Raw genomic sequence first — 20740 nt, forward strand, 5'->3', positions numbered from 1 at the left:
GATGTCCCGACTGACCCGCCGCGACCTGCTGCTGCGCGCATCGGCCATTGGCTGTTCGGCGGCGGCCAGCCCGCTGATGACCCCTGTGGCCTTCGCCTCTGCCCCGACCGACAACCGGCTGGTGGTGATCATCCTGCGCGGGGCGATGGACGGGCTGGACCTTGTGCAGCCCTATGGCGATCCGGATTTCTCAAGCTACCGCCCCGATTTCGCCATTGGCCCCGCTGCGGGCGCGCAGGATCTCGACGGGTTCTTTGCGCTGCATCACGGGTTTGGTGACCTGATGCCGCTCTGGCAGGCCGGAGAGCTTGGCTTCGCCCATGCTGTTTCCACCCCCTATCGCAACCAGCGCAGCCATTTCGACGGGCAGGATCTGCTGGAGGCGGGCACCGGGGCCGAGACCGTCGGGCGGTCCTACGAGGACGGCTGGCTGAACCGGCTGGTGCAGACCTTGCCTGGTGCGACCCGTGAAACCGCGCTGGCCGTGGGCCGCGAAGAGGCGCTGATCCTGCGCGGGGCCGCGCCGTCGGTGGCGTGGTCGCCCGCCTCACGGCTCGGGCTGACGCCGGCGACGGCGGACCTGTTGGGCATGCTGTACCATGATGATCCCCTGTTCCGGGAAGCCTTTGAGGATGCAGAGTTCTATTCCGACCTTCTGCATGGCTCTTTCGAGGGCGGGGACATGGAGGAAGGCGAGATGATGGAGGCGATGGCAGGCAGCATCGCCGCGTCCAACCGCTCTGTCACGGCCCGGTCCCTGGCCAGTTTCGCCGCCGAACGGCTGCGTGAGGATGCACGGATCGCCAGTTTCTCGCTTGGCGGGTGGGACACGCATCGCGGGCAGGTGAACCGGATGGGCGGGGCGTTGCGGCATCTGTCCAGCGCGATATCGGAACTGCGCAGCGGGCTCGGCCCTGATTGGGATCGGACGGTGGTGCTGGCAATGACCGAGTTCGGACGCACGGTCCGCCAGAACGGCTCGGCGGGCACCGATCACGGCACCGGCAGCGCCCTGGTGATGGCCGGCGGGGCGCTGAACGGGGGGCAGGTTCTGGGCGACTGGCCCGGTCTGGGGCAGGGCGACCTGTTCGCGGATCGCGACCTGATGCCGACCCGTGACGTGCGCGCCTATGCGGCCTGGGCGATGGCCGGGCTTTTCGGCACCGACCGGGCGGCGCTGGAGGGGCAGATTTTTCCGGGGCTCGACCTCGGCCTGGACCCTGGCCTTCTGCTCTGAACGGCTTGCACTTTCCTGCGTGCTCGCCTTTTCTTTGGCGAGAGGTCATGGATCTGGGGCACGGTATGTCTGACAAGAAATTCGGAGCCAAACTGACCGGTTGGACCGCGCCGCCGCGCCCGTCGATGGCCCCATTGGAGGGGCGCTACGCGCGGCTTGTGCGGCTCGACGCCGACGCCCATGCCGCCGATCTGCACCGGGCCAATTCCGCCGATGATGCGATCTGGGATTACCTGCCCTATGGCCCGTTTTCCTCGGCCGCCGCCTATCACCGTTGGATCCGGCAGATCACCGCAGGAGACGATCCGCTCTTTTACGCGGTGCAGAATCGGGACACCGGGCAGTTCGGGGGTGTCGCGAGCTATCTCAGGATCACGCCAGAGGTGGGCGTGATCGAGGTGGGGCACATCAACTTCTCCCCCGAGCTTCAGCGGAGCCGGGCCGCGACCGAGGCGCTCTTCCTGATGATGGAATGGGTGTTCGAGACGGGCTATCGGCGGTTCGAGTGGAAATGCGATGCGCTGAACATGCCTTCACGCCGGGCGGCGCAGCGGCTTGGCTTCAGCTATGAGGGCATCTTCCGGCAGGCCACCATCGTCAAGGGCCGCAACCGGGATACGGCCTGGTTCGCCTGTATCGACAAGGAATGGCCTGCGCTGCGCGAAGCGTTTCAGGCATGGCTGTCGCCATTCAATTTTGGGGCCGAGGGAACACAGAAGGAGGCCCTGTCCGACCTGACGCGGCTGGTGCGCGCGGGGTCCGATCCGGCATTGATCGGTCGCTAGACCGCTTCCATCCCCGCCACCCGATCGGCCAGCAAGGCACGCAGATTGGCCCGGTCCGCATGGGCCAGATGGGCTGGCAGGGCACGGGCGGTTTCCAGCAGGCCGACATCCCTGGCGCTGCGGGCGATGCCCAACAGGAAGCGCCGCAGGTAGTCCGCGGGCAGCCTGTCCTGATCGAGCAATTCGAGCGCATGGGTCAGATCATCCCTGAGGGCCAGACGGTCGGGGCAGAGCAGCTGCGTCGCCACGGCGCGTGGGCCGCGCGGCTGCATCTCGGGCGGAAGATGCCTCAAAATCTCGGTCTGGAAGGCGCTGAGACTGTCCACCGGTTTCGGCAGGAACCCGTCTGCCCCGGCGTTCCGGGAAGCCCGCGCGGCGGCCTGTCGTTCGGCCCCCGAGGTTGCCAGCAGCACCGGAACCCGCGGGCTGGTGCGGTGCATCTCGTCGATGAGGCTAAGCCCCGACCCGTCGGGCAGACCCAGGTCGATGATGGCCACGCTTGGCCGGTAGGTATTCAGATGACGATGCGCCGAGGCCAGGCAATCGGCCCGCCTGATCCGCGCGCCGGAGCGCAGGCACATCAGGCGCAGCGCCTCTGACGCGAAGCGGCTGTCTTCGACAACCAGAACGGTCAGCCCGGCAAGCGGGCGGTCCGCCGTCGGTATAGGGTGGTAAAACGGGATCTCCTCATCCGGTCTGCGAGTGTCGGTGTCCATGTCCAAAAGCCCCCAAGGCGATTCTGACACCCATTAGACCCGCCCAAGGTTGACAGAGCGTTAACGGCAGGGGCGCGGCGAAGGGCCGCTTGCCAAGCCCCCATTCCCGGCCCCATATGCTGCGCAAGCGAGAGACAAAGGAGTGATGACATGATCGGACGGTTGAACCATGTGGCGATTGCGGTGCCCGACCTGGAGGCGGCAGCGGCCCAATACCGCGACACGCTCGGCGCTAAGGTGAACCCGCCGCAGGACGAGCCCGACCACGGCGTGACCGTGGTGTTCATCGAACTGCCCAACACCAAGATCGAGCTGCTCTATCCCCTTGGCGACAACAGCCCGATCAACGGGTTTCTTGAAAAGAACCCCTCGGGCGGCATCCATCATATCTGCTACGAGGTTGAGGATATCCTGGCCGCGCGCGACCAGCTGAAAGCCTCGGGCGCACGGGTTCTGGGCAATGGTGAGCCCAAGATCGGCGCCCATGGCAAGCCGGTCCTGTTCCTGCACCCGAAGGATTTCACCGGCACTCTGGTTGAATTGGAACAGGTCTGATGGGCTGGTTTACCTCCCTCGTCCTCTTGGCGGTCGTCTGGTTCATGACGCTCTTCATCGTGTTGCCGCTGCGCCTGAAAACGCAAGGGGATACGGGCAATGTCGTGCCCGGCACGCCCGCCTCCGCACCCGACAATATCCAGATCAAGAAGAAATTCCTGATTACCACCCTGGTGTCGCTGCCGATCTGGGCTGTGCTGGTGGCGCTGATCCTGTCAGGCCGCATCACCGTCGACAGTTTCGATCTGTTCACCCGGTTCGGGGGGCAGCTCGACTAAGCCGGTGATAAAGATGCGTGAAGGTGGCCGCGCCAAGGATCGGGACCAAGAGGTTCACGACCGGGATCGTCAGCGGCACGGCCATCAGCACGCCCGCGGCGAAAATCTGGGTGCGGTGGCGTTTGCGAAACCGCGCCGCCCCCACCGCGTCATTGCGGCGTAGCGCCACGAGCTGCGCGTATTCCCGGCCCAGAAGCACGCCATTCACCACCCAGAACAGGATCGGCGCAATGGGAGCGAAGAGGATATAGGCGACCAGCGCCACGAGGTTGACGCCAATCACCACGCCCAGAAATCGGACGGCATCCAGCAGCCCCTCGGCAAGGCCAACCTGGCGGGCGGGCGGCAGGCCCGGATAGTGGCGATCCTCTACCGCATCGGCGATCTGTTCCAGGAAAATGCCTATGAAGGCAGAGGCCACCGGCACCATCAGGAAGACCGACGCCACCAGCATCACCGGGATCGCCGCCCAGGACAGCGCCGCGTCGATGCCGCCGATGTCTCCGATCCAGGGCAGGGTCAGCGTGTCGGGGACAAGCCAACCGATCGCCGTGGCGAAGACCCAGTAGATGCCGACCAGCAAGCCGATGGTCAGGGCCAGCCCCATCAGCAGCACACGCAGGAAACGCGGATCGGAAAGCTGCCGGACCGCCTTCAGAAAATCATCGAAAATCATTTACTTACCCAGGTGGTGATGGCGGTGAGGTCAGGGCGGGGGCGTTCGGGCGGCACATTGGTCTCGGTGCCCAAATGGATGAATCCCGCGACGAATTCGGGGTCAGTTAACCCTAGTCCCTGTGTCAGAAATCCCCTGTCAAAAGCCATCCAGCCGGTCAGCCAGTTGGCACCCCACCCGGCGGCGAGCCCCGCGTTCACCAGTGCCAGGCAGACAGCCCCTGCGCTCAGCACCTGTTCAACCTCGGGCACCTTGTCGGACGGTTTCGGGCTGGCGACCACGGCCACCACCAGATGCGCGTCATCAAAAGACTTGGCGTTCTTCTCCACCTTCTCGGGCTCGATCCCGGCGGCGGGACCACAGTCCCGCGTCAGCGCCGCCAGTCGCAGATTGGCCTGTCGTTCCAGCACGATGAAGCGCCACGGCTCCAGCTTGCCGTGGTCGGGGCTGCGGGCAGCGGCGGTCAGCAGGGTCTCCACCGTGGCACGATCCGGCACCGGGGTGGTCAGCGTCTTGGCGGGGCGCGACCGGCGGGTCAGAAGGAAATCGAGCACCTCGGGGCGGGCGGACAGGGGGGCAATATCGGGCATGTCGGCTTTCATCTGGAACGGGTCCCAGACATGTCGGCAAGGATGGTGCGGAGTTCAACCCGTCCCGTCCCGCCATGCCGGTTTTTGTGCCTGAAAGGCCTCCGAAATCTACTTCTTGGCAGCTTTCTTGCGCGCGGGCTTCTTCTTGCCGCCCTTGGCTTCGCGTTCGACGATCAGCTCGATGGCCATTTCCATGGTCACATCCTCGGGCTTCACGTCCTTGGGGATTGTGGCGTTCACCTTCTCCCATTTCACGTAAGGCCCGTAGCGGCCCTCCATCACATTGACCGCGCCGCCACGGTCTGGGTACTCGCCCAGTTCTTTGAGCGGTGCAACCGCCGTGCGGCCCCGGCCCGGCCCGCGAGACCGCTTTTCGGCCAGCAGCTCCACCGCCCGGTTCATGCCGATCTCGAACACGTCATTGGGGTCGCGCAGATTGGCATAGGTGGGCTTGTCGGCATCTGCCGCCGTATGCATCACGTAAGGCCCGAAGCGCCCGAAATTGGCACTGATCATGTTGCCGTCTTCCGGGTGTGGCCCGATCTCGCGCGGCAGGCTGAGCAGCGTCAGCGCCTTTTCGAGGTCCATCGCGTCAGCCGACCAGCCCTTGGGCAGCGAGGCGCGCGGCGGTTTCTTGTTTTCCTCGCTGGCCTCGCCCTTCTGCACGTAAGGTCCGAACCGGCCCGAGCGCAGCGTCACCGCCTCGCCCTCGTCATAGCCAAGCACCTTGTCACCTGCCTGCGCATCCGCGTCACCGCCGATCGGGCGGGTGTAGCGGCATTCCGGGTAGCGGGAGCAACCGACGAATCCGCCAGTGCGCGAGGTTTTCAGATGCAGGCTGCCCTCGCCGCAAAGCGGGCATTGGCGCGGGTCGGTGCCATCCTCGCGGGGCGGATAAAGCTGCGGGGCCAGCGCCTCGTCCAGCTTGTCCAGCACCTCGGTGATCCGCAGTTCGGACGTTTCGGCAATCGCGGCGGAGAAATCGCGCCAGAACTTCGCCAGAACCGCTTTGTAGTCCAGATCACCGGCGGAGATCTCGTCGAGCTCCTCTTCCAACTCGGCGGTGAACTCATACCCCACATATTTGCGGAAGAAGTTCAGCAGGAAGATTGTGACAATCCGCCCCTTATCCTCCGGGAACAGGCGGTTTTTGTCTTTCCGCACATATTCGCGGTCCTGGATCGTGGTGATGACGGAGGCGTAGGTGGAGGGCCGCCCGATGCCAAGCTCCTCCATTTTTTTCACAAGCGTCGCCTCGGTATAGCGCGGGGGCGGCTGCGTGAAATGCTGCTGGCCCAGAACCGAGCCATCGTCTGACATCAGCGCCTTGCCGTCGGCGGTCAGGCGGGCATGTTCCTCGGCCATCGCGCGACCAACCTTCATAAGCTTGTCGCCCTGGGAGATTTGCGGCAGTCGGCGGTCCTCATCCGATCCCGCATCGTCGTCGCGGCCTTCCTCATAGACCTTCATGAACCCGTCGAACATGACCACTTGACCGGTGGCGCGCAGCACGACCTGATCATCATCGCTGCTGATATCGACGGTGGTGCGTTCCAGCCGTGCGGCCTCCATCTGGCTGGCGATGGTGCGCTTCCAAATGAGGTCATAGAGCTTCTTCTGATCGGCTTCCGACACGCGCAGGCTGGCCGGATCCTTCGACATATCCGTGGGGCGGATACATTCGTGGGCTTCCTGCGCGTTCTTGGCCTTGTTCTTGTAGATGCGGGGGGAGGCGGGCAGGTACTCAGCCCCGTAGCGATCCTTGATCGCGTCGCGGGCGGCGCTGACCGCCTCGGGCGCCATGTCGATCCCGTCGGTTCGCATATAGGTGATGTGCCCCGCCTCATAAAGCCGCTGCGCCGCGTTCATCGTCTGGCGCGCGCCGAAGCCGAATTTGCGGCTGGCCTCTTGTTGCAGCGTCGAGGTCATGAACGGGGCAGAGGGGTTGCGGGTCGAGGGTTTGGCTTCGACTGAGGCGACGCTGAGCGCACGTGACGACACCGCCTGCACGGCCATGGTTGCGGCGGCCTGGTTGTCGAGGTCATAGCGGTCGAGTTTCTTGCCGCCGAGTGTGGTCAGACGGGCCTCAAATGTCTGCCCGCGAGGGGTTTCCAGCACCGCCCGCACCGACCAGTATTCGCGCGGATTGAAGGCTTCGATCTCCATCTCGCGTTCGACGATCAGCCTCAGGCAGACCGACTGCACCCGCCCGGCAGATCGCGCGCCCGGCAGCTTGCGCCACAGGACCGGGCTCAGCTTGAAACCCACGAGGTAATCGAGCGCCCGGCGGGCCAGATAGGCCTCGACCAGCGGTTCATCCACCTGCCGGGGGTTTTTCATCGCCTCGGTGACGGCGGCTTTGGTGATCGCGTTGAACACGACGCGGCTGACTTCCGTCGATTTCTTGATCGCGCGGCGCTTGGTCAGGGCCTCCTGCAAATGCCACGAAATCGCCTCGCCCTCGCGGTCGGGGTCGGTCGCGAGGATGAGTTTGTCATCGGTTTTGAGCGCATCCGCGATGGCTTTGACATGCTTTTTCGAGTCGTTTCCGACCTCCCACAGCATCTCGAAATCCTGTTCCGGGTCGACCGACCCATCCTTCGGCGGCAGGTCGCGCACATGGCCGTAAGAGGCCAGAACGGTGAAGTCATCCCCGAGATATTTGTTGATTGTCTTGGCTTTAGCCGGGGATTCGACGACGACGACTGGCATTCAAAATGACCTCTGGACAACGGATAACGGGTGGCGCGGGAACATGTGTCGCTCTGGCAGGGCTTGTCAATGCGCTATCGGAAAAAGACAATGCGGCCATTAAACCTTTGGGATTTTCCGCATGAGATTTCTTCTGACCCTAGCCCTGTCGATTTGCCTTGCACCCTGCGCCGGGGCGGACCCGGTCGAGCCCCCACGTGGCAGCGCCCTGCGCGCCGAGATTCTTGATGTTCTCCGCCGCGATGTGGAGCCGCGCTTTGGCGGGCCGGTGGAATTCGTGGTCGAGACGCTGCTGGTCGACGGCCGCCGGGCTGTCGCCAACCTGACCGCGCAGCACCCGGGCGGCGCGCCGATTGATCTGGCGTCCTCGCCATTGGTGACGGTCGAGGGCATCCCCCCCGATCTGATCGACGGACCGACGGTGCAGGCCTACCTGTATCGTCCCGGCACCTATTGGCAGATCGTCGAATATTCCATCGGCGCGACAGACGCCTGGTGGTGGGGCTGGGACTGCCGCAACTATGGCGCCTTCTTCCCTGAACCGCTCTGCTGACCGGCAGCCAGCGCAATCAGCCCGCCGGGCTGACGCTGCACGGAGCCCTCCAGCTCCATGCGGGACAGCACGGCGGCGGCCTCGAACGGGCTGATGCCCAGATCGCGCAACAATTGGTCCTCTGCCACGGGGGCGGGGCCAAGCTGGGACAGGATGCGGGAATTGAGCGCCGCCCGGTCGCGCCAATCGCGTTCGGGCTGTGGCGGCAGCTTGGGGATATCCGCAAGCGGCAGGTGCTGTTGGCGGGTCGGCTGTTCCGCCGGTCCGATGGCTTCGATCACGTCCTCGGCGCCGCGCACCAGTGTGGCCCCGTCGCGCAGCAGCCTGTTGCAGCCCGAGGCGCGAGTGTCCATCGGGTGACCGGGCACCGCCAGCACCTCGCGCCCCTGATCGAGCGCGTTTCGGGCTGTGATGAGCGAGCCGGAACGCGCCGCTGCTTCCACCACGATCACGGCGCGGGCAAGGCCAGAGACAATACGGTTGCGTTGCGGGAAATGGCGGGCCTGCGGCTCCAGCCCAAAGGGCTGTTCGGACAGGCGCAGGCCTTGTTTTGCGATGTCATGGGCGAGGTCGGTGTTTTCCACCGGGTAGATCACGTCGAGCCCGCCCGCCTGCACGGCGATTGTGCCCTTTGCCAGTGCCGCGTTATGGGTCAGCGCGTCGATGCCGCGCGCGAGGCCCGAGACGATGACAAACCCTGCCTCCGCCAGGTCCCCCGCCAGCTTGCGCGCCATGCGGCTGCCGAGGGACGAGGCATTGCGGGTGCCGACCATGGCCAGCATCGGTCGGTCCAGCAGCCGCGTATCGCCGAGGGCCCAGAGGATCGGCGGCGCGTCGGCGCAGTCGGCCAGATCGGCGGGATAGCCCGGATCGCCAAGGCCGAGCATCCGCGCGCCCAAGCGCCGTGCCGCCCTGACCTCTGCCAGTGTGGCGGCCTCCGAACAAATCTCATACCCCTCGACCCCGGCCTGTTTCGCGACCTCCGGCAAGGCGGCAAGAGCCGCGTCCGCGCTGCCATGTTCCGCCAGCAGCCGCCGGAAGGTGGCAGGCCCCACCCGGCGCGACCGGATCAGCCGCAGCCGTGCCAGTCGGTCGGCATTGTCGGCCGAGGGGCCGGGGCGATAGGCGGTCGCCGCCTCATGGAAACCTGTGTCGCTGTCCATCCACATGAGTCGGAAGGCTAGGCGGCAAAGGGTTAACAGGCGGTTTACGGGTCGAGAGCAACGCGTTTGGCAAAGAAGCGCAGTTTCAGGCGGAAGGGCCCGGCAGAGCTGTCCACCTCGGCCTCGCCTGCGCCGGTCTCTTCCCAGCCTTGCCGCGCGTAGAAGCGTGCTGCCCGGTGGTTTCCAACCCCGATATCGAGCCGCGCCAGCCCGACACCGCGCCGCGCCAAACGGTCCTCGCCATCGGCCAGCAACCGGGCGGCAAGCCCGTTCGAACGGGCTTCCGGCGCTACGTATAGCTGATAGATCTCATCGTCGCGGATCGCACAGAAGCCGAGGGCAGGATCGTCACCCGCCATGATCGTGTCGGGCAGCAGGGCGGCAAGACGCCGGGCAAAGTCTTCCTTCGTCCTGAGGGCCGTCAGAGCAGGCGGTGTGTAGGCGGCATGGGCCTCGTGCCAGCCCGCGTGCCAGAGCCGGGCCAGCGCCGGAATATCCTCGATGCGCGCGGGGCGAAGCGGGGGCAGGGATGTCATGCGGCCGCCTTCACAGTGCAAGGATGTGACGCACGGCCATCGCCCGCACGCCGGAATGTCCTCATCGCATCGTCCCGCAGCAGTCCGCCCGTGCAGGGTCTCATGCTGCCGAACCGCCGACGGTCAACCCGCCGATCAGCACCGTCGGCTGGCCCACGCCGACAGGCACCCACTGGCCCGCCTTGCCGCAGGTGCCCATGCCGGGATCAAGCGCCATGTCATTGCCGATCGCCCGGATCTGGTTCAGCGCGGTGGCCCCGTCGCCGATCAGGGTCGCGCCCTTGACCGGCGCGCCGACCTTGCCGTTTTCGACCCTGTAGGCCTCGGTGCAGCTGAAGACGAATTTGCCGTTGGTGATATCGACCTGACCGCCGCCGAAGCCCACGGCATAGATGCCGTCCTTGACCTCGGCCACGATATCGCCTGGGTCGGTGTCGCCCCCGAGCATATAGGTGTTGGTCATGCGCGGCATGGGCGCGTGCGAATGGCTTTCGCGGCGGCCATTGCCGGTGGCGGGAACTCCCATGAGGCGGGCATTCTGACGGTCCTGCATGAAGCCCACGAGGATGCCGTCCTCAATAAGCGTCGTTTTGGAACTTGGCGTGCCCTCGTCATCCACGGTGATCGAGCCGCGCCGGTCGGGGATGGTGCCATCGTCCAGAACGGTCACGCCCTTTGCCGCCACCTGTTTGCCCATGAGGCCCGCAAAGGCGGAACTCTTCTTGCGGTTGAAATCGCCCTCAAGCCCGTGGCCCACGGCCTCATGCAGGAGAATACCGGGCCAGCCGGGGCCAAGCGCCACGTCCATGATGCCCGCCGGGGCAGGGATGGCGCCGAGGTTCACCACCGCGATCCGCAAAGCCTCGCGCGCCAAACCCTGCCAGTTGGACAGGTCCAGCCAGTCACCAAGCTCCACACGGCCCCCGCCACCCGCATTGCCGGATTCGCGGCGGCCGTTTTCTTCGACAATGACCGAGACGTTGACCCGGATCATCGGGCGCGCGTCGGTCACGTGCACCGCGTCGGGGCGCAGGATCTCAACCTCCTGATGCGAGGCTGCGAGGCTGACCGAGACCTGCACAACGCGAGGGTCCAGACCGCGCGCATAGGCGTCGACCTCTTTCAGGATATCCAGCTTGGCGCCGAATCCCGCCCCGGCCATCGGGTCCGCATCGGTATAGAGCCGACGATTCGTGGCCTGCGGCGCATCGGCCCAGGTGCCGCCCCCATCACCCACGGCCAGACGCGCGGTTTCGGACGCGCGGCGCAGTGCCGCCTCGGAGATGTCGGTGGAATGGGCATAACCCGCCACCTCGCCGCGCACGGCGCGCAGACCGAAGCCTTCTGATGCATCATAGCTGGCGGTTTTCACGCGTCCGTCGTCGAACAGCAGCATTTCCGAGCGTTTGCGCTCCAGAAACAGTTCTCCGTCATCGGCCCCGTCGGTGGCGGCCCGCAGGATGGACAGGGCCGCATCCTTGTCAAGCTGGGTCTCGAAGGGGCGGAAGGCAGCGCTTTGGGTCATGGGGGAGGGGCCCTTTCAAAGCCGAAAATGATCTGTGTCAACTAAAACGGCACAATCGACGAGGTGAGACATTTTTCACCACTGTCTTGTCATGGTGTCCTCTATATGGTTCTACACCAGATAGACGCAACGGGGGTGAGCGTGGCCGATCCGGCCGATCCCCGCAAGGACAGGACGACAAGAATGCAACTTCTCAAGATGCTGAACGGCCTCTGGGCCGGTATTGGTGCAACACTCGCCGCTGGCATGGCTGCCGCGCAAACCGCACCCGAAGGACTTGAAATCATCGGCGCGCCGGAACCGGCGGGCATCGGCTGGCAGCCGGCGGCCACCAGCCTGGCGGAACAGATCCATTTCCTGAACGGTATCCTGCTGTGGGTCATTGCCGCGATCTGTATCTTCGTGCTGGCCCTGCTGGTCTGGGTCATCCTGCGCTACAACGCCCGGTCCAACCCGACCCCGGCAACCTTCAGCCATAACACCCCGATCGAGGTGACCTGGACGCTGGTGCCGCTTGGCATCCTGGTGGTCATCGGTGCCTTCTCGCTGCCGGTTCTCTTCAACCAGCAGGAGATTCCGGAAGCCGATGTGGTGATCAAGGCCACCGGCCACCAGTGGTACTGGAGCTATGAGTACCCCGGCACCGATATCGACTTCGCCAGCTACATGCTGGCCCGCGAGGAACTGGAAGAGCACGGCTATAGCCAGGATGAATATCTGCTGGCCACCGACACTGCGGTTGTTGTGCCGACCGGTCAGGTTGTTGTGATGCAGGTGACCGCGTCGGACGTGATCCACAGCTGGACCATCCCGTCCTTCGGCGTGAAGCAGGACGGCGTTCCCGGCCGTCTGGCGGAACTGTGGTTCGAAGTGGATGAAGGCAACGAGGGCATCTATTTCGGTCAGTGTTCCGAACTGTGCGGCCTGAACCACGCCTTCATGCCGATCACCGTCATGGCCGTCACCGCCGAGGAATACGAAGCCTGGCTTGCCGGCGGCGGCACCGATTTCGCCTCGCTGATGGATGGTTCCATCTCCGGCGATATCGAATTGGCAGCGGTCGAGAACTAAGTGACGACTGACCGTGGGCGGACCTGTCCCCGCCCGCGGCCCTGATCCATCCAGCGACAAGAGCCCGACATGAGCGATTTCACCGCGAGTACCAGCAGCACCCCGCAAGAGGCGCAGTTCGGCGATTATGTCGCCCTGCTGAAGCCCCGTGTGATGTCGCTTGTCGTGTTCACGGCCTTCGTGGGGCTGATGGTCGCGCCGGTCGGCGTGCCGCCGGTCGATGCCTTCACCGCGATCCTGTTCATCGCCCTTGGTGGCGGCGCATCCGGCGCGCTGAACATGTGGTATGACCGCGACATCGACCAGGTGATGAAACGCACGCAGTCGCGCCCGATCCCCTCGGGCCGCGTGGCCCCCGGTGAGGCTTTGAGCCTCGGGCTTTGGCTGTCGGCCCTGTCCGTGGTGATGCTGGGTCTCGCCGCCAACTGGTTCGCTGCTGCCTTTCTGGCCTTCACGATATTCTTCTATGCGGTTGTCTACACGGTCTGGCTGAAACGCTGGACGCCGCAGAATATCGTGATCGGCGGCGCCGCCGGTGCCTTCCCCCCGATGATCGGGTGGGCCGTGGCGACGGGCGGCGTGTCGGTTGAATCGGTGCTGATGTTCGCACTGATCTTCATGTGGACGCCGCCGCATTTCTGGGCGCTCGCGCTGTTCATGAAATCCGACTACGACGAGGCCAAGGTGCCGATGCTGACCGTGACCCATGGCCGGCCGCACACCCGCAAGATGATCCTCGTCTACACCTTGCTGCTGGCCCCCGTTGCCATCGCCACCGGCCTCACCTCCATTGGCGGGCCGGTCTACATGGCGGCTGCGGTGGTGCTGAACCTGATGTTCGTCAAGGGCGGCTATGACATCTGGAAGCGCACTGAGGCTCAGGCGCTGGAGGACGACTACAAGACCGAGAAGAAGGTCTTCCGCTTTTCGCTGCTCTATCTGTTCCTGCATTTCGGGGCGCTGCTGGCCGAGGCCGGTCTGAGCAGCTTCGGGTTGGGGGGCTGGTAAGATGCCGATCACCAAGACCCACGAGATTCACAAGCGCCGCTTTGGCCGCAATCTAGGCGTTGCGCTGACCCTTCTGGGGTTCGTCGCCATCGTATTTCTGCTGACCATGTCGAAAATCCGCAATGGCGGGTCGGTCGAGGCGTTCGACCATTCGGTGCGCCCGTCGATCACGCAAAGTGAGGGGGAAAGCCAATGACCGACCAGCCAACTCCGAACTACAGCAAGACCGTCTGGAAACTGGTCGGCGTCGTCAGCTTCATGCTGGCGCTCGGGTTCGCCTCGGTGCCGCTTTACGATCTGTTCTGCCGTGTCACCGGATTCGGCGGCACCACATCGGTGTCTGAAACCGGCAGCGATGTGATCCTCGATCAGACCATCCTGATCCGCTTCGATGCGTCGCTGGATCATAACATGGAATGGGAATTCGAAGCGCCGTCCGAGCCGATGGAAATCCGCATCGGCGAAACCGGCATGGCCTTCTATACCGCCTATAACCCCACTGACCGGCCGATTGCCGGAACCGCGACCTATAACGTCACGCCCTATGTGGCGGGGGGCTATTTCTCCAAGATCGCGTGTTTCTGCTTTACCGAGCAGATCCTCGACCCCGGCGAGCGGGTTGAAATGCCTGTCACCTTCTATGTGGACCCAGAGATCGTCGACGATCCCGAAGCGAGCCACATCCCCGCAATAACCTTGTCCTATACGTTCTACGAAACGGACTTGCCCGAAGACGAATACGCCGCGCTAGATGGCGACAGTGAGTGACCACGGAAGGACCGCGCAAAATGGCCCACGCTAAAAACCACGACTACCATATTCTCACACCCTCGATTTACCCGTTCCTGGGGGCCGTCGCGGCCTTCCTGATGCTGTTCGGTGCGGTCCTGTGGATCTCGGGCAGCGGCCCGTGGCTGTTTGCCATCGGCTTTGTCGGTGTTCTCTACGTCATGTTCGGCTGGTGGAAGGACATGGTCGCCGAGGGCAATGGCGGTGTCGACCACACCCCCGTGGTGCGTATCGGTCTGCGCTATGGCTTTATCCTGTTCATCATCTCCGAGGTGATGTTCTTCCTCGCGTGGTTCTGGGCGTTCTTCAAGCACATGCTCTACCCGATGAGCGAATATGAGGGTTCGACCTATGTGACCCCTGACATTCACGTGGTCGACGCCTTCCACCTGCCGCTGATGAACACGCTGGTTCTGCTGCTGTCGGGCTGTGCCGTGACCTGGGCCCACCACGCGCTTGTGCATGAAAACAACCGCAAGGATCTGATCTGGGGCCTGTCCATCGGCATCATCCTCGGCCTGTTCTTCACCGCCCTCCAGGCCTATGAATACTGGGAACTGATCGCCCATGAGGGCTGGAGCTTCGGCGGCGACCGCTTCTACGGCACCTTCTTCATGGCCACCGGGTTCCACGGTCTTCACGTGATCATCGGGACGATCTTCCTGGCCGTCTGCCTGTTCCGTGCCATCGCGGGTGACTTCACCCCCGAGCGTCACGCAGGGTTCGAGGCCGCGGCGTGGTATTGGCACTTCGTGGATGTCGTCTGGCTGTTCCTGTTCTTCGCCGTCTACATCTGGGGTCAGTCGACCCTGTAAGTTTCGGGCCGCCTGTGCGGGGCGGCCTGACCTGATCCGGCGACACGTGGTCTGGCCGGGTGATGGTGAACAGGCGTAACTGCCTTGGAATGAACAAAAGGGCCGGCCACGGGGTCGGCCTTTTCCTGTCGGGGACGGATGACATGAAACGGGTGATCTTGCCTTTGCTGTTCGGGGTGGTGGGTTGCGCCATCCTTCTTTGGCTTGGTTTCTGGCAGGTGGATCGGCTGGCTTGGAAACAGGCGATGCTGGCCGATATCGACGCGCGGATCGTGGCCGCGCCCGTGGGCCTGCCTGACACCCCGACCGAGGACCGGGACCAGTTCCTGCCGGTGGCTGTGTCTGGTGTAATCGGATCGGGGGAAATCACCATTCTCGCCTCGCTGCGCAATGCCGGGCCGGTCTTTCGCATCATCCGTGATTTCGAGACCGAGGACGGGCGGCGCATCCTGATCGACATGGGTTTCGTGCGGGAAACCGAACGCCAGACACCGCGCGAGGGCAATGTCCCCGCCGATCTGGTGGGCAACCTGCATTGGCCAGATGAGATCGGCAGCCAGACCCCGGCGCCCGATTTGCAGGCCGGGATCTGGTTTGCCCGCGACATTCCCGCCATGGCGGAGGCGCTGAATACCGAACCCGTCCTGCTGGTTTTGCGCGATCCGCCGCAAACTGACCTTGGCGTGACGCCCTTCCCCGTGGACAGCGGCGCGATTCCCAACGACCACTTGTCCTACGCGATCACGTGGTTTCTGCTGGCAGCCGTGTGGTTGGGGATGACACTCTACCTCGTCTGGCGTATCAGCAGGCGAGCGAACTGAAGGCACTGAATTACCCATGCGTTATGTTTCGACAAGGGGAACAGCCCCCGACCTGAGTTTTGAAGAAGCGATGCTGACCGGGCTGGCCCGCGACGGGGGGCTTTACGTGCCCGCCGAAATCCCGGCGATGACCCACGCGGATATCGCTGCGCTGGCGGGTCTGTCATACGAAGAGGTGGCCTTCCGCGTGATGCGCCCCTTCATCGGCGACGCTTTCACGGACGAGGAATTTGCCGACATCATCGCGCGCGCCTATGCGGGGTTCGGCCACGATGCGCGGGCACCGCTGGTGCAACTTGCCCCCAACCATTTCCTTCTAGAACTGTTCCACGGGCCAACCCTGGCCTTCAAGGACTTCGCCATGCAGCTCATCGGCCAGCTCTTTCAGGCCTCGCTGTCCCGATCCGGCAAACGCGTGACCATCGTGGGCGCAACCTCCGGCGATACCGGCTCCGCAGCGATGGAGGCGTTCCGGGGTCTCGACAATGTCGATGTCTTCATCCTCTTCCCCCATGGCCGCGTCAGCGATGTGCAGCGCCGCCAGATGACGACGGTCAGCGAGGCAAACGCCCATGCCCTCGCCCTGACCGGTGATTTCGACGATTGCCAGGCACGCCTGAAGGACATGTTCAATGACCATGCCTTCCGCGACGAGGTGCATCTTGCGGGCGTGAACTCGATCAACTGGGCGCGGGTGCTGGCGCAGGTCGTATACTATTTCACCGCCGCCGTGTCGCTTGGCGCGCCGCATCGCGCGGTCAGCTTCACCGTGCCCACGGGCAATTTCGGCGACATCTTCGCGGGCTACATCGCCAAGCGCATGGGGTTGCCGATTGATCGGCTCGTCATCGCCACCAACCAGAACGACATCCTGCACCGGGCGATGTCGGGCGGTGCCTATGAAACCCATGGCGTCACACCCTCGATCAGCCCGTCGATGGATATCCAGGTGTCCTCCAATTTTGAGCGCGCTCTGTTTGACGTTTATGACCGCGATGGTGGGGCCGTGGCGCAGCTGATGGACGAGTTGAAAGGGCAGGGCGGGTTCAAGATCTCCCAGGGCGCGCTGGAGCGTCTGCGCGGGCTCTTCGCCTCTGGCCGTTGTTCGGAAGAGGAAACGCTCGCCATGATAACCCGCGCCAATGCGGAGATGGGGGAGCTTCTGTGCCCGCATTCCGCCGTCGGCGTCCACGTCGCGCAGAACCATCTGGGGGTAACCCCGATGATCACGCTTGCCACGGCCCACCCGGCCAAATTCCCCGATGCGGTGGAAAAGGCCAGCGGTATCCGCCCCGGCCTGCCCGCGCGCATGGCGGACCTTTTCGAGCGGGAGGAACGCGTGACCCGTGTGGAAAACGACCTTGCCGCTTTGCAGGCCCTTGTCCGGAAGGAGCGCGCCGCTTGACCGTGCAGCTTCATACCCTCGCCAATGGTCTTCGCGTGGTGACCGAGCATATGCCGGCGCTGCAATCGGCGGCCATCGGCATCTGGGTCAACGCAGGCGGGCGGCACGAACTGCCCGAACAGAACGGCATTGCCCATTTCCTCGAACACATGGCCTTCAAGGGCACCAAGCGGCGCAGCGCCTTGCAGATTGCCGAGGAAATCGAGGATGTGGGCGGATACATCAACGCCTATACCAGCCGCGAAGTCACCGCCTATTACGCTCGCGTCCTGAAGGACGACGTGCCGCTGGCGATGGACCTGATTTCGGACATCCTGCTGAACCCGGTCTTCGACCCGCGAGAGATCGAGGTGGAACGCGGGGTTATCCTTCAGGAAATCGGGCAGGCGCTCGATACGCCCGACGACATCATCTTCGACTGGCTGCAGGAAGTGGCCTATCCCGAACAGCCCCTTGGCCGGACCATTCTGGGGCCTGTCGAACGTGTGCGGGCCTTCGACAAGCAGGATCTGCAACGCTTCGTGGCGGAACATTACGGGCCGGGGCAGATGATCCTCTCTGCCGCCGGGGCCGTGGACCATGAGGAGATTGTGCGGCTGGCCGAGGCGGCCTTCGGTCATCTGCCCGCCGTCAGGGTCTCCTCCGCGCTGCCCGGCGTCTTCCATGGCGGTGAACGGCGCGAGGTGAAGCAGCTGGAACAGGCGCATTTTACCCTTGCGCTGGAAGCCCCCGGCTATCGGTCCAACGATATCTACACCGCGCAGATCTATGCGACCGCGCTTGGCGGCGGCATGTCCTCGCGGCTGTTCCAGGAAATCCGCGAAAAGCGCGGCCTGTGCTATACGATCTTCAGCCAGGTCGGGGCCTATGACGACACCGGGTTGATGACGATCTATGCGGGCACGGGGGGCGAGGATCTGGCAGCGCTGTCGGACCTTACCATAGAAGAGGTGCGCCGGTCCGTTGACGGGTTGACCGAGGCGGAAATCGACCGCGCCCGCGCGCAGATGAAGGCCGGCATGCTGATGGGGCTGGAAAGCCCGTCGGCGCGGGCCGAACGGCTGGCGCGGCTGGTGGCGATCTGGGACCGGGTGCCGCCGCTTCAGGAAAGCATCGACCGGATCGACGCCGTTGATCGTGCCGCCGTGCGAGACCATGCGGCGGCACTTGTCGGCTCGGGCCGGGCGGCCATGGCGCTTTATGGCCCCGTGGACCGTGGCCCCCGCGTCGCCGAATTGGTGGAGCGTCTGGCCGCCTGATGATTGCCCGCAAGAAGAGACTCCGCATTGAAACCGAGCGCATGAGCCTGCGCCTTCCGGTTCATTCGGATTATCGGGCCTGGGCCAGCCTGCGAGACCATTCCGCCGACTTCCTGCACCCCTGGGAGCCCACCTGGGCTGCCGATCATCTGACCCGCAAGAGCTTTACCAACCGGGTCTACTGGGCGCAGCGGTCCATGGGCAATGGCAGCGCGGTGCCGCTGTTCCTGATCCGCCGGAGCGATGACGCGCTTGTCGGGGCGATCACGCTGGACAATATCCGCCGCGGGCCGGCACAGGCGGGCACGCTTGGCTATTGGATCGGCGCACCGTTTCAACGACAGGGCTATATGCTGGAGGCCATTCAGGCGGTGGCCCACTATGCTTTCCGTGATCTGGACCTCAGCCGGTTGGAGGCTGCCTGCCTGCCCGAAAATGCGCCCTCGCGCGGGGTGCTGGAAAAGGCGGGATTCAAATACGAGGGCGTGGCGCAAAGCTATCTCCAGATCAACGGGCGCTGGCGCAATCATGTGCTCTACGCCATGCTGAGGAATGACCGGCGTGGACGGTCCGACGCAGGTTAGGGGACGGTGATGACCCAGCTTAACCCCGCCGATTCTGCCTTTGTCGCCCGACTTGCCGCCAATCTGCCCGAGGGAGTGCTGAGCCAGGCAGAGCTACGCTACTTGTCCGAACCCCGTGGCCTCTACCACGGTCAGGCCGGGGCGCTCGCCCGTCCCCGCAGCACCGATGACGTTGCCACCCTGATCCGCCATGCCGCCGCCGCGCGGGTGCCTGTGGTGCCCTATGGCGGCGGCACCGGGTTGGTCGGCGGGCAGGTGGCGTGGGACGGCCCCGCGCCACTGGTGATCAGCCTTGAACGGATGACGGCCACGCGCGGGCTGGACCCGCTGGCAGGCACGCTGACGGTGGAGGCCGGGACGATCCTGGCCGATGTGCAGGCGCGGGCCGAGGAGGCGGGCAAGCTCTTTCCCCTGTCGCTTGCCAGCGAAGGCTCCGCCCGGATCGGCGGGCTGCTGTCGACCAACGCGGGCGGCGTCAATGTGCTGCGCTATGGCAATGCCCGCGATCTGGTTCTGGGGATCGAGGCGGTACTGCCCACGGGCGAGGTGCTGCACGGGCTGAAGGGGCTGCGCAAGGACAACCTCGGCTATGACCTGCGCCACCTGCTGATCGGGGCGGAGGGCACGCTTGGCATCATCACGGCCGCCTGCCTGCGGCTGGTGCCGCGCCCTGCCGAACAAGCGACTGCGCTGATAGTGGTTGACAGCCCCGCCGACGCGCTGCGCCTTCTGGATCTGGCGCGTGATCTGGTGGGCGATGGTCTCTCGGCGTTCGAGCTGATTGCCCGCGCCGGGCTGGAGTTTCTCGACGAGGTCGGGCCGGAGGTCCGCCAGCCCTTCGCAGACAAACCCGACTGGATGTGCCTGATCGACCTTGGCTTGCCGAAAGGCCAAAGCGCAGGCGAGGCGCTGATGACGCTCTTCGAGGCCGCAGCCGACTCCGGGCTGGTGCAGGACGGGCTGATTTCCCGATCCGAGGCGCAGCGGCAGGAATTCTGGGCGATCCGGGAATCGATCCCGGAGGCCAACAAGCGGGTCGGGGCAATCTCCAGCCATGATATTTCAGTGCCCATTGGCGCGATCCCGGATTTTCTTGCGCAAGGCCGGCAGAGCGTGGCGCATCTGGGTCCGGTGCGCATCAATGCCTTCGGTCATCTTGGGGACGGGAACCTTCACTACAACGTGTTCCCACCTGTAGGAGATGCACGTGAGGACTGGCTCGACCGGCGCGAAGAGGTCAAGGGGCTGATCCACGACCTTGTGCATCGGATGGGCGGCTCGGTCTCTGCCGAACACGGGGTCGGGCGGCTGAAAGTGGGCGATCTGGAACGCTACGGCGACCTGGCCAGCCTTGCGGCGATGCGGGCGATCAAGGCGGCGCTGGACCCTGTCGGCATCATGAACCCCGGCGCGGTTCTGCGGGCTGAGTGAACCTTGGAAGGGGTGACGCCCCGCCGGGGGTGACGGGGCGTCTTGGGGTCTTGAGTTAGCAAGCAACAATGTTCGTGAGTGACGAACAGCTCCTTTCTAACCGGCCAATGGTTAAGCAATCGTAAAGCGTCCGACTTTTTCAACGGGGCCGCGCGGCCGCGTATTTGCGTCAGATCAAGGCGGATTTCCGGGCCGTCCGGTTAGGCTGTGGGGACACAGGCTGCAACGGAC

At 64.5% G+C, this 20740-nt stretch carries 22 protein-coding genes; 15 read left to right on the forward strand and 7 right to left on the reverse strand.

Annotated features, from left to right (window positions below; translation table 11 throughout):
• The first annotated feature begins 1 nt into the window (after window position 1).
• Together ACOOEX_RS05285 and ACOOEX_RS05290 are read left to right on the forward strand one after the other, a co-directional pair.
• Window positions 2–1237, forward strand: a complete 1236-nt coding sequence (locus ACOOEX_RS05285) for a DUF1501 domain-containing protein (protein ID WP_420397457.1) — start codon at window positions 2–4, stop codon at window positions 1235–1237.
• 65 nt (window positions 1238–1302) lie between these two features.
• Window positions 1303–2022: a GNAT family N-acetyltransferase gene (locus ACOOEX_RS05290; protein WP_420397458.1), complete on the forward strand. Its 720-nt coding sequence runs from the start codon at window positions 1303–1305 to the stop codon at window positions 2020–2022.
• Here ACOOEX_RS05290 and ACOOEX_RS05295 read toward each other — a convergent pair.
• Window positions 2019–2738: a response regulator gene (locus tag ACOOEX_RS05295; RefSeq protein WP_420397459.1), complete on the reverse strand. Its 720-nt coding sequence runs from the start codon at window positions 2736–2738 to the stop codon at window positions 2019–2021. The genes ACOOEX_RS05290 and ACOOEX_RS05295 overlap by 4 nt on opposite strands.
• A gap of 150 nt (window positions 2739–2888) precedes the next feature.
• On the opposite strand from ACOOEX_RS05295, the gene mce reads away from it, so the two are divergent.
• The gene (gene mce / locus ACOOEX_RS05300) at window positions 2889–3293 is read left to right on the forward strand and encodes a methylmalonyl-CoA epimerase (protein WP_420397460.1); all 405 of its coding nucleotides are present in this window, start codon (window positions 2889–2891) and stop codon (window positions 3291–3293) included.
• Window positions 3293–3571 (forward strand): DUF1467 family protein, encoded by a 279-nt coding sequence (locus ACOOEX_RS05305; protein ID WP_420397461.1) that lies wholly within the window; start codon window positions 3293–3295, stop codon window positions 3569–3571. Before mce ends, ACOOEX_RS05305 begins: the two co-directional genes overlap by 1 nt.
• On the opposite strand, the gene ACOOEX_RS05310 is transcribed toward ACOOEX_RS05305, so the two are convergent.
• The 3 genes from ACOOEX_RS05310 to topA all read right to left on the reverse strand — a co-directional run bounded on the left by ACOOEX_RS05310 (window position 3543) and on the right by topA (window position 7549).
• Complete coding sequence (locus tag ACOOEX_RS05310) at window positions 3543–4247, reverse strand: EI24 domain-containing protein (RefSeq protein WP_420397462.1); 705 nt, start codon at window positions 4245–4247, stop codon at window positions 3543–3545. The genes ACOOEX_RS05305 and ACOOEX_RS05310 overlap by 29 nt on opposite strands.
• Complete coding sequence (locus ACOOEX_RS05315; RefSeq protein ID WP_420397463.1) at window positions 4244–4837, reverse strand: nitroreductase family protein; 594 nt, start codon at window positions 4835–4837, stop codon at window positions 4244–4246. The genes ACOOEX_RS05310 and ACOOEX_RS05315 overlap by 4 nt, the downstream gene beginning before the upstream one ends.
• A gap of 108 nt (window positions 4838–4945) precedes the next feature.
• Window positions 4946–7549, reverse strand: a complete 2604-nt coding sequence (topA, locus tag ACOOEX_RS05320; protein ID WP_420397464.1) for a type I DNA topoisomerase — start codon at window positions 7547–7549, stop codon at window positions 4946–4948.
• A 121-nt stretch (window positions 7550–7670) separates the two neighbouring features.
• Here topA and ACOOEX_RS05325 point away from each other — a divergent pair, with 121 nt between their 5' ends.
• Window positions 7671–8102 carry a hypothetical protein gene (locus ACOOEX_RS05325; protein WP_420397465.1) on the forward strand — a complete coding sequence of 144 codons (432 nt, stop codon included), beginning with the start codon at window positions 7671–7673 and terminating at the stop codon, window positions 8100–8102.
• Here ACOOEX_RS05325 and dprA read toward each other — a convergent pair.
• From dprA to tldD, 3 genes are all read right to left on the reverse strand, one after another.
• Window positions 8069–9265 (reverse strand): DNA-processing protein DprA, encoded by a 1197-nt coding sequence (gene dprA, locus ACOOEX_RS05330; RefSeq protein WP_420397466.1) that lies wholly within the window; start codon window positions 9263–9265, stop codon window positions 8069–8071. The two genes, ACOOEX_RS05325 and dprA, sit on opposite strands and share 34 nt — an antisense overlap.
• A gap of 44 nt (window positions 9266–9309) precedes the next feature.
• Window positions 9310–9801 (reverse strand): GNAT family N-acetyltransferase, encoded by a 492-nt coding sequence (locus tag ACOOEX_RS05335; protein WP_420397467.1) that lies wholly within the window; start codon window positions 9799–9801, stop codon window positions 9310–9312.
• Window positions 9802–9901: 100 nt separating this feature from the next.
• A complete protein-coding gene (gene tldD, locus ACOOEX_RS05340; RefSeq protein ID WP_420397468.1) occupies window positions 9902–11326 on the reverse strand; it encodes a metalloprotease TldD in 1425 nt (474 codons plus the stop codon).
• Window positions 11327–11509: 183 nt separating this feature from the next.
• Here tldD and coxB point away from each other — a divergent pair, with 183 nt between their 5' ends.
• The 10 genes from coxB (at window position 11510) to ACOOEX_RS05390 (ending at window position 20509) form a co-directional block, all read left to right on the forward strand.
• The gene (gene coxB / locus ACOOEX_RS05345; RefSeq protein WP_420397469.1) at window positions 11510–12397 is read left to right on the forward strand and encodes a cytochrome c oxidase subunit II; all 888 of its coding nucleotides are present in this window, start codon (window positions 11510–11512) and stop codon (window positions 12395–12397) included.
• A gap of 69 nt (window positions 12398–12466) precedes the next feature.
• A complete protein-coding gene (cyoE, locus tag ACOOEX_RS05350; protein ID WP_420397470.1) occupies window positions 12467–13405 on the forward strand; it encodes a heme o synthase in 939 nt (312 codons plus the stop codon).
• Between the two features lies 1 nt (window position 13406).
• A complete protein-coding gene (locus ACOOEX_RS05355; protein ID WP_420397471.1) occupies window positions 13407–13601 on the forward strand; it encodes a hypothetical protein in 195 nt (64 codons plus the stop codon).
• Window positions 13598–14173 (forward strand): cytochrome c oxidase assembly protein, encoded by a 576-nt coding sequence (locus tag ACOOEX_RS05360; RefSeq protein ID WP_071688515.1) that lies wholly within the window; start codon window positions 13598–13600, stop codon window positions 14171–14173. The genes ACOOEX_RS05355 and ACOOEX_RS05360 overlap by 4 nt, the downstream gene beginning before the upstream one ends.
• 20 nt (window positions 14174–14193) lie before the next feature.
• Window positions 14194–15009, forward strand: a complete 816-nt coding sequence (locus ACOOEX_RS05365; RefSeq protein WP_071688514.1) for a cytochrome c oxidase subunit 3 — start codon at window positions 14194–14196, stop codon at window positions 15007–15009.
• A 143-nt stretch (window positions 15010–15152) separates the two neighbouring features.
• The gene (locus ACOOEX_RS05370) at window positions 15153–15830 is read left to right on the forward strand and encodes an SURF1 family protein (RefSeq protein WP_420397472.1); all 678 of its coding nucleotides are present in this window, start codon (window positions 15153–15155) and stop codon (window positions 15828–15830) included.
• 16 nt (window positions 15831–15846) lie between these two features.
• Window positions 15847–17235, forward strand: coding sequence for a threonine synthase (thrC, locus tag ACOOEX_RS05375; protein WP_420397473.1), 1389 nt, complete (start codon window positions 15847–15849; stop codon window positions 17233–17235).
• Window positions 17232–18494, forward strand: coding sequence for a M16 family metallopeptidase (locus ACOOEX_RS05380; RefSeq protein ID WP_420397474.1), 1263 nt, complete (start codon window positions 17232–17234; stop codon window positions 18492–18494). The genes thrC and ACOOEX_RS05380 overlap by 4 nt, the downstream gene beginning before the upstream one ends.
• Window positions 18494–19078 carry a GNAT family N-acetyltransferase gene (locus ACOOEX_RS05385; RefSeq protein WP_420397475.1) on the forward strand — a complete coding sequence of 195 codons (585 nt, stop codon included), beginning with the start codon at window positions 18494–18496 and terminating at the stop codon, window positions 19076–19078. Before ACOOEX_RS05380 ends, ACOOEX_RS05385 begins: the two co-directional genes overlap by 1 nt.
• A gap of 9 nt (window positions 19079–19087) precedes the next feature.
• On the forward strand, window positions 19088–20509 hold the full coding sequence (locus ACOOEX_RS05390) for an FAD-binding oxidoreductase (protein ID WP_420397476.1): 1422 nt from the start codon (window positions 19088–19090) through the stop codon (window positions 20507–20509).
• Window positions 20510–20740 lie beyond the last annotated feature (231 nt).

This window comes from Nioella sp. (assembly GCF_965215655.1).
Lineage (GTDB): Bacteria > Pseudomonadota > Alphaproteobacteria > Rhodobacterales > Rhodobacteraceae > Nioella.